The sequence below is a fragment of the Larkinella bovis genome, from assembly GCF_042655385.1.
GTDB lineage: Bacteria > Bacteroidota > Bacteroidia > Cytophagales > Spirosomataceae > Larkinella > Larkinella bovis.
The window spans coordinates 35415-48606 of record NZ_JBHSMA010000015.1; the positions used below are offsets into that span (position 1 = coordinate 35415).

Annotated in this window: 9 protein-coding genes; all 9 read right to left on the minus strand. The window is 54.9% G+C overall.

The window, feature by feature from the left end; all coding sequences use genetic code 11:
• Positions 1-38: 38 nt before the first annotated feature.
• Positions 39-1703, minus strand: a complete 1665-nt coding sequence (locus ACFPMF_RS25545; RefSeq protein ID WP_379850511.1) for a complex I subunit 4 family protein — start codon at positions 1701-1703, stop codon at positions 39-41.
• 30 nt (positions 1704-1733) lie between these two features.
• Positions 1734-3647: an NADH-quinone oxidoreductase subunit L gene (nuoL, locus tag ACFPMF_RS25550; protein WP_379850513.1), complete on the minus strand. Its 1914-nt coding sequence runs from the start codon at positions 3645-3647 to the stop codon at positions 1734-1736.
• Between the two features lie 125 nt (positions 3648-3772).
• The gene (locus ACFPMF_RS25555; protein WP_379850515.1) at positions 3773-4108 is read right to left on the minus strand and encodes a hypothetical protein; all 336 of its coding nucleotides are present in this window, start codon (positions 4106-4108) and stop codon (positions 3773-3775) included.
• A gap of 333 nt (positions 4109-4441) precedes the next feature.
• A complete protein-coding gene (guaB, locus tag ACFPMF_RS25560; RefSeq protein ID WP_379850517.1) occupies positions 4442-5914 on the minus strand; it encodes an IMP dehydrogenase in 1473 nt (490 codons plus the stop codon).
• Positions 5915-5971: 57 nt separating this feature from the next.
• A complete protein-coding gene (locus tag ACFPMF_RS25565; RefSeq protein WP_379850519.1) occupies positions 5972-6382 on the minus strand; it encodes a DUF2141 domain-containing protein in 411 nt (136 codons plus the stop codon).
• 210 nt (positions 6383-6592) lie between these two features.
• Complete coding sequence (locus tag ACFPMF_RS25570) at positions 6593-9667, minus strand: efflux RND transporter permease subunit (protein WP_379850521.1); 3075 nt, start codon at positions 9665-9667, stop codon at positions 6593-6595.
• Positions 9668-9779: 112 nt separating this feature from the next.
• A complete protein-coding gene (locus ACFPMF_RS25575; RefSeq protein ID WP_379850524.1) occupies positions 9780-10841 on the minus strand; it encodes an efflux RND transporter periplasmic adaptor subunit in 1062 nt (353 codons plus the stop codon).
• 66 nt (positions 10842-10907) lie between these two features.
• Complete coding sequence (locus tag ACFPMF_RS25580) at positions 10908-12293, minus strand: TolC family protein (protein ID WP_379850526.1); 1386 nt, start codon at positions 12291-12293, stop codon at positions 10908-10910.
• Positions 12294-12334: 41 nt separating this feature from the next.
• Positions 12335-12952 carry a TetR/AcrR family transcriptional regulator gene (locus tag ACFPMF_RS25585; protein WP_379850528.1) on the minus strand — a complete coding sequence of 206 codons (618 nt, stop codon included), beginning with the start codon at positions 12950-12952 and terminating at the stop codon, positions 12335-12337.
• Positions 12953-13192: the final 240 nt, after the last annotated feature.

A 13192-nucleotide genomic window follows, 5' to 3' on the forward strand; every position in this document is an offset into this window, starting at 1 on the left:
TTCTATCCGCGCCGGTCTGTTCCATCGGGGGCCTGTTTTTATTCCACACTAAACCGCTGAATCCATTCCGCAATGGTGGAATTCGTCAGGTTGAACAGCAGGTTGGGAAACAAACCGAGCAGCAGCGCCAGGGCGGCCAGCGGGATCAGCATCAGCCGTTCGCGGGCGTCGAGGTCGGTAAGCGAACCGGCGGTTTCGGCGCGCAACCAGAGTGGGCCAAAAAACATGCGCTGGAGCGTCCAGAGAAAATAGGCAGCCGCCAGAATGATGCCCAGGGTGGCCAGCGCGGTCATCCAGCCGGGCAGCCAGAGCGATTGAAAACTACCCATCAGGGTGAAGAGTTCACCCACAAAACCGGAAAAACCGGGTAAGCCCAGCGAAGCAAAAAAGGCGATGGCGGTTAAGGCCGTGTAACCCGGCATGGCGCTGGCCAGCCCCCGGTAATTGTCGATGCGCCGGTCGTGGGTGCGGTCGTAAAGGACGCCGGTGAGCAGAAACAACATGGCCGACAGTACGCCGTGGCTGGCCATCTGGTACACCGCGCCGTTGATTCCTTCGGGCGTCAGCGAGGCAATACCCAGCAGTACGAAACCCATGTGCGATACCGACGAGTACGCAATCATTTTCTTCAGGTCACTCTGAGCCAGGGCGTTAAAGCCGCCGTAGACAATGGAAATAACGCCCAGACCGGCCAATAGCAGGGCGTATTCAGCCGCACCGTCGGGAAACAATCCCCAGCCAATCCGCAGAAAACCGTATCCCCCGATTTTGAGCAGCACGCCCGCCAGTACGACCGAAACCGGGGTTGGGGCTTCAACGTGGGCGTCGGGCAGCCAGGTGTGTACCGGCACAACCGGCAGCTTGATGGCAAAACCGAGAAAGACGCAGAGAAACGCCAGCATCCGCGACGGAATGCCGAACAGTACGATTTCGCCCGTCGGGCCGAGGAACGAATCGGGCAGGTAATTCCCGCCGTGGGCCATGTAGCGCAGATCAAACGTATGCACGATTTGCTGCGACGGTAGTTTGTAATCGGCCAGCAGGTACTGAACCTGCCGAATGATTTCCCCGGTTATTTCCGACCGGTCGCCGATCAGGCCGATTTGCAGGGCGGTTTCGACCGGGTCCATGACCGACAGATACAGACTGATCATGACCAGCAGAATCAGGACCGAACCGGCCAGCGTATAGAGGAAAAACTTGATCGAAGCGTATTCCCGGCGCGGCCCCCCCCACAAACCGATGAGAAAATACATCGGCAGCAGCATGAATTCGAAAAACAGGAAAAACAGAAAGAAATCAAGGGCCACAAAACAGCCGATGATCGTGGCTGTCAGCAATAAATACAGGGAGTGATAGGCTTTCAGACGCTTGTCGATGGTCCAGGACGAAACCGCCCCGACCAGCATCACGACCGCCGACAGCAGCACCAGCGGCAGGCTGATGCCATCGATTCCGACCAGATAATCAATCGAAACCAGCCCGAGCGAACCCAGCGGCAGGGTAATCCAGTCGGCGCGTTCGAGGAGCTGGTAGCCGGACTGGGCCGGATCGAAAGCGGCATACACCAGGCCACCGACCAGGAGCTCGAGGCCGCAAACCGTCAGGGAAATCCATTTATAAACGGTTTTCAGGCTGTCGGGGAGCAGAACCACCAGCAGGGCGCCCAGTAACGGAAGGAAAATCAGTAAGGATAACAGCATACTATTTTTCGGTTACCAAACCGGAACCGACTAAATCAAAAACCAAAGAATGACTAATAAACCAACCACCGCGCTGGCAATGTACGATTGCACCCGCCCGTTCTGGACCGAACGCGTCAGGCTGCCCAGCCGGTGGGCCAGCCACGATGCGCTGTTGACGACGCCATCGACAATGGCCCGGTCGAACCAGTTGACCATGTGCGCCAGCACGACATTACCCATCCCGATCCTGTCAACCAGGCGGTCGATGATCCGCTGGTCGAACCGGAACGAAAACCGGGCGAACTGAACAAAAGGCCAGACAATCATTCGTTTATAAAAACCGTCGAGGTACCAGTTATGCTCCGACAGGCGACTGAGCGAGGTGGACGTTGGAACCACCGGCATCCGCCAGCCGAGCCAGCTTCCAAGGGCCGCAACGGATACGGATAAAACCGCAATCCAGAGGTGTTCTTCCGATGCGCCAACCGGCGGGAAAAGCCCGAAAAACCAGCTGTGTCCGGCGGAAAACGGGTTTCCGGAAAAGACAAAGCCAAGGGATAAAACCGCCAGCAGTAGGATGGGAATCGTCAGCAGCCAACCGGATTCGTGGACGGCCGGGTGCGCCGGTTCGATCGGGCGGTGCGTTCCGAAGAAAACCAGTTTGCCCTGGCGGGCCATGTAGCAGGCCGTCAGGCCGGATGAGAGAACCGCCAAAATCGGAATCAGGTAGGCAAAACCGCCGGTTTGCCCGGCCCAGTGAAAAGCCCCGGCCAGGATGGTTTCTTTCGATAAAAAACCGGAAAACAGCGGCAGACCGGCCAGCGCAGCCGCGCAAACCGCCCAGCCCGCGAAGGTCAGCGGCATCGCGGTTCGCAAACCGCCCATCCGGCGCATGTCCTGCGTATGGACGCCGTGGATCACCGAACCGGCCGCCAGAAACAGGCCAGCTTTGAAAAAGGCGTGTGTTGTCAGATGAAAAAGAGCGCCGGGGACGTTGGCCGTTCCCATGCCAATCACCATCAGGCCGAGCTGTGAGATGGTGGAATACGCCAGTACTTTTTTGATATCGGTTTGATAAAGAGCCGCATAAGCCGCCATCAGCATGGTGATGGTACCGACGAGTGTGATGAGCAGCAGGGCATCGGGCGTAAGCAGAAAGTGAATCCGGGCCAGCAGGAAAATACCGGCGGCCACCATCGTCGCGGCATGGATCAGGGCCGAAACCGGCGTTGGACCCTCCATTGCGTCGGGGAGCCAGGTGGTGAGCGGAAACTGGGCCGATTTACCGATGCAGCCGCAGAAGAGGCAAAAACCGGTCAGGGTTGCCAGCGGGCCGTTCGTAACGAATAAGTCCGGGAGTTCAGCAAGGTCGGTTGTTCCGGATTGAAACAGCAGCAGAAAAATCCCGAGCAGAAAACCGGCGTCGCCGATGCGGTTCATGATGAACGCCTTTTTGGCAGCCGCAGCCGCTTCCGGTTTTCGGAACCAGAACCCGATCAGCAGGTACGACGACAGCCCGACCAATTCCCAGAAGGCGTACATGACAATCAGGTTTCCGGCCAGCACCAGGCCGAGCATGGAGCCGACGAAAACGCTCAGGAAGCCGAAATAGCGGTATCGGTCCGGTTCGTCGTGGAGGTACGAAAGGGAATACACCTGCACCAGCAAGGCGATGAAATGCACAATGACCAGCATCAGCAGCGTCAGGGCATCGACGCGGAAGGTGATGGGGACCGCGCGACCCGGCATCACGAGCCATTCCGTGCGTAAGGTGAGAGTTTCGGCACCGGTTTGCGTAACCAGCCAGCCGGATACCACCAGCCCCGTCAGCGTCAGAACCGCAGCCGCAGACCCAACCCAGCCGTTGGTACGCCGACCGGCCAATAGCCAGACACTACCGCTCAAAAAGGGCAGCAACACCAGAAGCCAGAGGAGGTTGTGGACGGTATGTTCGTCAAGCATGGCGCAAGATAGCGGTGGATCGTCGGCGGGGCAAATATCCTGAATAAACGGTTCAATAAAAAAACGGTAGCGCTGTCGGGCGGTTGGAAACTCACGGGTTCCCGGGCGTGAGGCCGGCCGGCGAATTACTTCTTGCGCGTCGGCTCAGCCGGTTTTTCGTCAATGCCCATCGTGGTCAAAACCGGGTTCAGGATTTGGGGGACGATTCGGATGCGGAAGACCTTGGCCCCCGCCACGTCGAAATCGCACTGGTAACTGCCGCGTTGTTTGAGGCTGCGATACACAGCCGTGTAGTTAACCTTGAGGGGCCAGCCGTTCAGCGCCAATTGACCGATGATGGTTTCAACGGCCTTTTTGAGGTTCGAGAAAAAAACAACGAAAGGTTCGCGCTGACGGAGCGCATTGAGGGAGCCAATGTACTGGATCGTGACTTCGTAAATCGTCTGGGATTGCTTTTTCATAACGGGCAAACCCGGTTTTTATTGCCTGCCTCGAAAAATTGCGGGAGTATTGTTCATAAAATTTTCGGATCGACGGCCTTCAGGCCGTTCGTTTGTTCCTGGGCCTCAAGTTACGGCCTACTTGATTTAAATGAACGAACCGCCGAACTGGCCTTAGATCAACCCCGGTTAAAACCGGGTGCCATAGGGCGTCAGTAGGAACCGAACCGTTAGAACGGTTGGCGACCAGTTGGTTTCTTTTCGCTTTTCCCACCGCTAAAGCCGTGGGTTGATAAAGGGCCAACTCGGCGGTTCATTCGTTTAAATCAATGCGTCCGGTAGATACGGTTTTTATTACCGGGATGAATAGTTCGGCGCTTCTTTCTGAATCTGGATGTCGTGCGGGTGGCTTTCGCGCACCCCGGCAGAGGTGATTTTTACAAATTTGGCCTCCTGCAAGGTTTCGATATCCCGGGCGCCACAGTAGCCCATACCGGCTTTCAAGCCACCGACCAGTTGGTAAATGATCTCGGCCACGCGGCCCTTGATGGGAACCCGGCCCACGATTCCTTCCGGCACGAGTTTTTTAATATCGTCTTCAGCATCCTGAAAATACCGGTCTTTGGAACCTTCTTCCATCGCTTCGACGGAACCCATGCCCCGGTACGTTTTAAAGCGACGGCCTTCGTACAGCACCACTTCGCCCGGTGCTTCTTCCGTACCGGCCAGCAACGAACCGACCATGACGGTATAGGCACCGCCCGCGAGGGCTTTGGTAATATCGCCCGAAAAGCGAATGCCGCCGTCGGCAATCACCGGAACACCCGTGCCTTTCAGGGCTTTGGCGGATTCGTAAACCGCCGTTAACTGCGGCATCCCGATGCCGGCAATGATCCGGGTCGTACAGATACTACCGGGTCCGACGCCCACTTTCACGGCATCGGCACCAGCGTCGGCCAGGGCTTTGGCGCCTTCACCGGTGGCTACATTTCCGGCAATCACTTCCAGTTTCGGAAACCGCTCTTTAATGCCTTTGACGGCGTCGATAACTCCCTGCGAATGACCGTGCGCGGTGTCCACGCTAATCACATCCACGCCCGCTTTCACCAGAGCTTCGATCCGGCGGTGCAGGTCGGGCGTCACCCCCACGGCAGCCCCCACGCGCAGCCGTCCCAGTTCGTCCTTGCAGGCGTTGGGGTGGTTTTTCTTTTTCAGAATGTCCTTGTAGGTAATCAATCCGACGAGGTGATTGTCGGCGTCGACGATCGGCAGTTTTTCAATTTTATACTGTTGCAGAATGCTTTCGGCTTCTTCGAGTGTGATGCGTTCGCGGGCCGTAATCAGATTGGTACGGGTCATAATGTCCGTAACGGGCTTCGACAGCTCGGTCTGGAAGCGCAGGTCGCGGTTGGTCAGAATCCCGATCAGTTTATTGGACATATCGACCACCGGAATGCCACCAATCTTGGATTCCCGCATGATCTGGTGGGCGTCGGCCAGCGTGGCGCCCTCGGTCAGCGTAATCGGGTCGATAATCATTCCGCTTTCCGAGCGTTTTACTTTCCGAACCTGTTCCGCCTGGGCCTCGATACTCATGTTTTTGTGGATAATTCCAATCCCGCCTTCCTGAGCCATGGCAATCGCCAGTTCCGATTCCGTAACGGTATCCATAGCCGCCGAAATCAAGGGAATATTCAGCCGAATGTTGCGGGTAAGCTGGGTGTTGGTCTGAGTGTCGCGGGGAAGTACCTCCGAAAAGGCAGGCAAAAGAAGAACGTCGTCGTAAGTAAGTGCTTCGTAGAGGAATTTCGAGGAGTCTAAGCTCATGGCAAATAAACAGGATATCTTATTTGCCGGGTAAAGTTACTAAAAAATTGTCAACCTTCAGATTAATTTTATTGAAATCGTTTTTCCGGCCTCGTCGATGCGCACCCGGCAGTCGTCAAAATTAGGTCCCGACAGCTTGGGGCGAAAATTATTGCTGAAACCGTACGGTTCACTCGGAATTCCGAACAGCTTCGTATCCAGCTTGCCATTCCGGTTTAAGTCCTGATAAAGAGCAACCGCGTAGTCACCCGGTTTAACCGCAAAGGTGACGCGGACACTATTACCGGTTGGGTCGATAACCTGGCCGGCAACCGGCTGACAATTCGACGGAAAACCGTCGCAGGGCGCATAGAGAGCAACGCGGATTTGTCCGGTTTGGCGGTTGATGTTTTGAACGTTGATCGTTAACGTCGCTTCAGAATGAAAATAAACGAGGGTGAAAAAGTGAAAAACGAACCAGGATAGCATATCGGTTGGAAAGAGCGTTTAGTAGGAAACCCGATTGGCGGGCTGATGTTTTAGATTCAATCCAACCGGGAGGGATGGTACACATCGCAGCGTCAAAACAGCCCTTACCGGCATCACTTGGATAAGCGCTATTCTATGGGCTTGTTATACGTTTTAATGCCAAACAGGTTTATCGTAAACCCTAAGTTACGATAAACCTGTTTGGTTACCTTAAATTAATTCCGGTTCCTGCACAACCGGCTGGGCCTTTACCTCAACGCGAGGGGGAAGTAATTTATACAGAACCGGGGTGACTATCCGCGACAGGAGTGTCGAACTGATCAACCCGCCAATCAGCACCAGCGCCAGGGGAGAATACAACGGATTGCCTTCAATCGCCAGCGGAATCAGACCGCCAATGGCCGTGAGCGAGGTCAGGACGATGGGCACGAACCGGATTTCGCCCGCCTGCTCGATAGCTTCAATCAGCGGCATGCCGCTTTCGCGGAGTTGATTCGTGAAATCGACCAGCAGAATAGAGTTCTTGACTTCGATCCCAATCAGGGCAATCAGCCCAATCACGGCGACGAACGAGAACGGATTTCCCGACAGCAACAGCGCGGCAATGGCCCCAATGATGCCGAGCGGAATGACCGACAGGACAATCAGCGTACTTTTGAAGGTTCCAAATTCCAGAATCAATACCGCCAGAAAACCAAAAACCGTAATCAGAATGATGGTGCCCAAGCCGCCAAACGATTTTTCGCGGCTTTCCAGTTCACCGGCGGCTTTGTAGCGAAAACCGTCCGGAAATTTCAGCGCGTCGAGTTTCTGAATGACGTCGTTATACACATTATCGACCAGAAAATCGCTTTTTACAAACCCCGTCACGGTTACATACCGGTCTTTGTCGTAGTGGCGAATCTGATTGGTGGTGGTTTCGAACTGGAGGTCGGCAATCTGGCGCAGCGGGACCGAGCCGCCGGTAAGGGTATTGACATACAGGCTGTTGACAATGCGGAGGTCGGTGGTCTTGCCTTTGGGCAATGTCACGTTGATCACAAAATCATCGCCGTTCCGGTCTTTGAAGGTGCCGACGTTCAGACCGGCAATAGCCAGCCGGATCGTGCGGTTGATGTCGGCGACGGACATGCCCAGCAGGCCGGCTTTCTCTTTGTTGATTTTAACGCGCAGGTCGGTTTTTCGGGTGGCCAGCGGGTTGTTGACGTAAATCAAACCGGGGGTCGTTTTCAGGATTTTTTCCACGTTGGCGGCTACGGTTCGGATCGTGTCCAGGTTCTCGCCGAACACCCGGATGGCAACCGGGGCTTCCTGGTCGGGGCCTTGTTCAAAATCTTTGACTTCGATCTTCGCGTTGGGATAATACTTGAATTTATCCCGCAGTTTATCAATGAGTTGTCGCTTTTGCGCGGGGGGCATATCGTGCAGTTGCACAAAGAACTGCGAGAAGTTGGTAGCCTCGTTCCGCTGAACAATGTTGTAATAAACCCGCGGATTACCCTTGCCCACGTTGGTCGTAAAATACCTGACCTCCGGCTCGGTTCCCAACTGGCTCTCGACGTAGCGGGCAATCCGGTTGGTCTCCTGCAAACTCGTGCCTTCCGGCGTTTCGATGTTGATCAGAAACTGCGGTTTTTCGGAAGCCGGGAACAGGGCAAAACCGACCTTGGGTACCAACGCCAAAGCTCCGCCAAAAATAGCCAGCGCGCCCAGCAGCGTGAGGACCGGATGCCGTAAGGCCGTGTGTAACAGCCGGCTGTAGGATCCGCTGATCAACCGCTTCAGCGCCCGCATAAAAATATTGCCTTCCGGATTGTGCTCTTCTTTCAGAATCCGGCTCGACAAAAAAGGCACAATGGTGAGCGAGACGAGCAGCGACGCCAGAATGGTGGTCACGACGGCGGTGGGCAGCGACCGGATGAAATCACCGGAAGCTTCGGGCAGAAACATCAGCGGCAGGAACGCCAGAATCAGCGTGACAGTACAGCCCATAACGGCCAGCGTGATCTGTTTCGTAGCCCGAACGGCCGCGTCGCGTTTGGAAAATCCTTCGCGCAGATACCGCTCGATGTTTTCGACCACTACAATCGAGTCATCGACCAGAATTCCGAGGGCGACGATCAGTCCAACAATACTCAACTGGTTGATACTGAAACCAAATAGATTCAGCAGTGAAAGTCCGATGGACAACGACAGCGGAATGGAAATCATCACGACAATGGCGGCCCGAATGCCGAGCGGCAAGAGCGTCAGGGCCACCAGCAGGATGGCAATACCGAAATCCTTGGCAAACCGGCTCAACCGGGCATTGACGCTGGCGGCCTGGTCGAAATTCTTGACGAGTTTGATGTGGGGCGGCAGGGTTTTGGCGAACGTGTCGATCACCGGGTTGATTTGCTCGCCCACCTTGGCAATGTTTTCGCCGATCTTCTGTCCCGCCGTCACCAAAACCGCCCGGTGGCCGTTCAGGCGCGTGATGTGCGTTTCGTCTTCGTAATTAAAATCTACCTCAGCGACATCGCGCAAATGGATGATTTTCTGGCCGTTGGTCGAAACTACCGTATTGCGGATCTCGTCCAGCGATTGGTAATCTCCGCTGGTCTTGACGTTGAATTTGCGCGTTCCGGCCTGCACGCTCCCGCCCGGAATGTTCAGGTTTTCGGCCTGTAAAGCTCCCACCAGGCGGTTTAGCGGAATGCCTTCCTGCGCCATGCGCTCTATGTTCAGCGAAATCCGAACCGTGCTGGCCGGATATCCCCAGTCTTCTACACCTTTCAGGCTTTTTACTTTTTCCAGCCGCTCCTTCAGCTCATCGGCATAATCGCCCAGCTCCTTGTGGGAGGCCACCTCGGATTGCAGCGCAACCTGCACAATATTCACATCGGTCGGCGAGAATTTCTGGATTTCGATGTTGAAAATGTCAGGAGGCAACTGGGCGCGCAGGGCGTTCACTTCCCGCACCATTTCCTGGTATTTTTCGTCGGGATCCGAATTGTAATCGTACTCCACGCGCAGCACCGCCAGGCCGTCGTCGATGGTGGTGATTACGTGGTTAATATCGTCCAGGGCATTGAACCGGGCTTCGGCCGGATCCACGACCAGTTCTTCCATATCCTGAGCGTCGGTGCCGGGGTAGACGATGATCACCGCAAAGGAAGGAGCCGTAAACTCGGGGTCTTCGCCCCGTGGCATATTCAGCAGTGAGTTGACGCCCAGCGCCACCACGGCGATGAAGACGACCAGCATGAATTGCCAGTTCTTGACGGAAAATTCAGAGAGATTCATGGCATGAAGTAGTTTCTCTGATCACCTCTGATGTCCTCCGATCAACTCTGTGTAATCATTGAAAAGGTTGTTACACAGAGTTAATCAGGGAGTATCAGAGGTGATCAGAGGGTCATTGGAGAATGACGGTGGAGGTTTCGGTCAGGTAGGCGGATCCGGCGGTGATGACGTTGGAGATGTCGGTCAGTCCGTTCGTTATCAATACTTTGTCGTTATCAATGAACCCAATCTGAACCGGGATTTTGCGGACGTGCTTCCGGTCGTCGGTCAGAACGAAGACAAAACCGTCTTTGCCGTCGCCTTCCACAATGGCTTCGATCGGTACCAGGGCGTAACGGCGGCTCTGGGCGGGTTGTAAACTCACTTTGGCAAACAAACCGGGGGCAAATTTGACCGTGCCGGGATTGATCCGAATCTCGACATCGTACAGCTTGTTGACGGGATCGGCGGCCTGGGCCAGTTCGCTAACGGTGCCGGTGAACGTCTGGTCGGGGTAGGCATCCAGCGTAATCGTAGCGCGGTTGCCTGCTTTCAGCCGGGCCCAGTCTTTGTCGGAAACGCCAACGCGCACCACCCAGTCGCTCCGGCGGTTCGACGACACCAGAAAAACCGGCGACCCGGCGGGCGCTAACTCTCCTTCGTTCATCAGTTTGCGCGTCACGGTGCCGTCCACTGTCGACCGGATTTGGGCGTAGTTCTGGTTAAACCGGGCAATGGTCAGGTTTTGTTTGGCAACTTCGTGGCCCGTTGTCGCATTCTGGAGCTGCTCGAGCGTAGCGGCTGTATCGGCATACAGGGCTTTGACCCGGTTCAGATCACGCTCGGCTTTTTCGTTGGCAAACTCCGCCTGGCTTACCTGCGCACTGATTTCCGTCAGGTTCAGCGTTGCCAGGAGTTGGCCTTTTCGAACCGCCTGGCCTTCATCGACGTATACTTTCTCGATGATACCGCCGATCTTGAACGACAGCCGGGCTTCTTCCGCCGACGATACCAGCCCTGACGCGATTACCGGTTCGGAACGAACAACCGATTCAACTTTGGTACGTTTGACGGGTACCGACGTGTCGTCCGTTTGCTCCGCCGGTTTCTTTTCCGGGCTGTTCCCGGCTTTTGTGCCGCAGGCCCACAGACCGCCGGTCACCAGGGAGATCAGTATGAATTGAAGGACTTTCATGAGAATAATGAGTTAATAATCCGTATGCTTTGATAGTGGTTAGAGGGGCGGGAAAGCCTGGTACGATCACGGAAGGGCCGTGACCCGGTCGAGCGCAGCCCGCTTGATCAACAGATCGTAGCGCGTCAGGACCTGCTGAATCTGGGCGGTTTGCTGGTCGTTCTGAAAGCGCAGGTATTCAACCAGCAGCGCCTGTCCGTTGCGGTATTTGCTATCGATGAGCCGGAAGGTCTGCTCGGCATTGATCAGGCCGGTTTGCGAAGCCGCCAGACTTTCGTTGGCCGCATCCAGTTCGTAATATGCCTGCAATACCTGTAATTGAACCTGCTTTTCTACCTCCGTGAGTTTAGTCTGTACGAGCTCGGTCTGGATTTTGGCCTGTTGCACTTTCGAGCGTTTTTCGTAGCCTTTAAACAGATCCCAGGATAAACCGACCTGTCCGACCACGTAGGCCTGGTTGTTGAACGTGTAGCCAAAGCCCTGAAAACCGGCGTTTCCACCCACGTAAACATTCGGGAGTCTGATAGTCGCTTCGTTCAGTTTAACGGCGTTTTGCGACGCCCGTAGCGAACCGCCAAGCTGCTTTAACTCCTGCCGACTTTGCAGGGCGCTTTGTTGCAGTTCCGCGAGGGAAGCGGGCGCGGCTGGCAAGGTCCGGGTCAGCAGCGAATCCACCAGAATGTCGGCGGTCAGGTCGCGGTTAAGCAGAAAATTGAAATACGCTTTGGCGGTCTGCCGGTTTTTATCGGCCTGAGCCAGTTGCTGGTCCAGCTTACTGATTTCGTAGCGGGTAGAGGTAACCACGTCTTTCGTGGCGACATTGTTCTTGACGAGTTTTTCGTTCAGCCGGGCCAGTTCGTTCAGCACCTGGCGGTTGTTATCGTAAATCCGGAGCGCGTCGAGCGTTTGCAGGTATTGGTAATATGCCGTAGCGATGTTGTACCGTAGCTCGTTTTCGACTACGCGTTTGCGGGCTTCCTGGGCCGACAGTAAATCTTTTTGAATCAGGTAGTTGTATTGAAGGTCCGTGTTGAAAACCGCATATTGCACACTGACTTTGGTGTCGTGGAAATTGTTGGGAGCCAGGAGTTCGTTGACGTTCGGGATATTGGTCGGGAAGCGGTCGGAACCGGCCAGCTGGTTAAGCGTTGCGTAGATCGGGTTGATCATGTCCCCAACCGGAAATTGTAACCGCCGGCCCCCAGCCGCCAGGGAGTAGGTGGGGTTAAACGTCAGCCGGGGATAAAACAGCGCTTTGGCCTGAGTCAGCGACTCTGTCACCCGGTTGATTTCGAGCGATTCCTGTTTGAGTGCCAGATTGCTTTGCAAGCCTTCCTGAATATACGTACGTAGAATGGCCGATGTGCTTTCGGCAGATTGGGCCGCACCCACCCGGGCCAGTGCCGCCAGGATTCCCATCAGCAAGTAGCTGACTCTTAGGTTGGTAATCATACGTTATAAACTAAACGGTGTTTATTGGAAGTAAAAATTTTTTACAGACCCCGTCGGATGGTTTCAACAAAAAGATCGAATGCCCCTTCCATCAGTTCTTTCCGGCGGTTTTCTTCAAACATTTCCAGGCGTTTTCTCAGAAAAAGAGCCGTATAGCCGTGCACGGAGCTCCAGATCATCAGCGAGGCTACGTCCGCATCCTGCGTTTTGAATACGCCGGTATCGATGCAGTCCTGGACACAGGTAACGAGCATATTGAACGCCATTTTGCCTTCGTCCCAGATGTCGTTCTTACAGGCCAGGGCATCCATGGGCGCCGTCATAATAAACATCAGGTCAAACAGTTCCGGGTTTTCGAAGGCAAACTGGACGTACCGGCGCCCCATTTCGACCAGTCGATCAAACGGCTTTTCGACTTGTAGGGCCGTTTGAAATTCCCCGACCATTTTGTTGAACCCAATCTGGTGAATGGCGTACAACAACTCGTTTTTATCCTTGTAATACAGGTAGATCGTAGCCGGGCTGTATTCAATCGCGTCGGCAATGTTCCGAATACTGACTTTTTCGAAACCGTTTTCCAGAAACAGCTTTTGGGCCGCATCCAGAATCCGCTTCCGCATTTCTTCTTTTTCGCGCTCTTTACGCTCGAGAATTCCCATACTTGTTAAGTAACGTTACAAATGTACTGAACGCTGTTTAGTAAGCAAGAAGTGTTTACTGAATGGCATAAAAATGGAGGCTGAATCGGCAAAAATCGGGTGTAAACCGTCGGGAAGGGGATTGAACAGTTGCGGAATCCTGGCGTTTTCGGGGTGGGGGCGATTACAAATCGGCGGCAGGTTCGTCCGGGATTACAAATCCCGAACAGCAGGTGGCAGGTTTGTGCGGAATTAAAAATC

Coding starts and splice junctions, on each gene's coding strand:
- ACFPMF_RS25565 (WP_379850519.1), bottom strand. CDS start 6,382: ATGCTATCCTGGTTCGTTTTTCACTTTTTCACCCTCGTTTATTTTCAT.
- guaB (WP_379850517.1), bottom strand. CDS start 5,914: ATGAGCTTAGACTCCTCGAAATTCCTCTACGAAGCACTTACTTACGAC.
- nuoL (WP_379850513.1), bottom strand. CDS start 3,647: ATGCTTGACGAACATACCGTCCACAACCTCCTCTGGCTTCTGGTGTTG.
- ACFPMF_RS25570 (WP_379850521.1), bottom strand. CDS start 9,667: ATGAATCTCTCTGAATTTTCCGTCAAGAACTGGCAATTCATGCTGGTC.
- ACFPMF_RS25580 (WP_379850526.1), bottom strand. CDS start 12,293: ATGATTACCAACCTAAGAGTCAGCTACTTGCTGATGGGAATCCTGGCG.
- ACFPMF_RS25555 (WP_379850515.1), bottom strand. CDS start 4,108: ATGAAAAAGCAATCCCAGACGATTTACGAAGTCACGATCCAGTACATT.
- ACFPMF_RS25545 (WP_379850511.1), bottom strand. CDS start 1,703: ATGCTGTTATCCTTACTGATTTTCCTTCCGTTACTGGGCGCCCTGCTG.
- ACFPMF_RS25575 (WP_379850524.1), bottom strand. CDS start 10,841: ATGAAAGTCCTTCAATTCATACTGATCTCCCTGGTGACCGGCGGTCTG.
- ACFPMF_RS25585 (WP_379850528.1), bottom strand. CDS start 12,952: ATGGGAATTCTCGAGCGTAAAGAGCGCGAAAAAGAAGAAATGCGGAAG.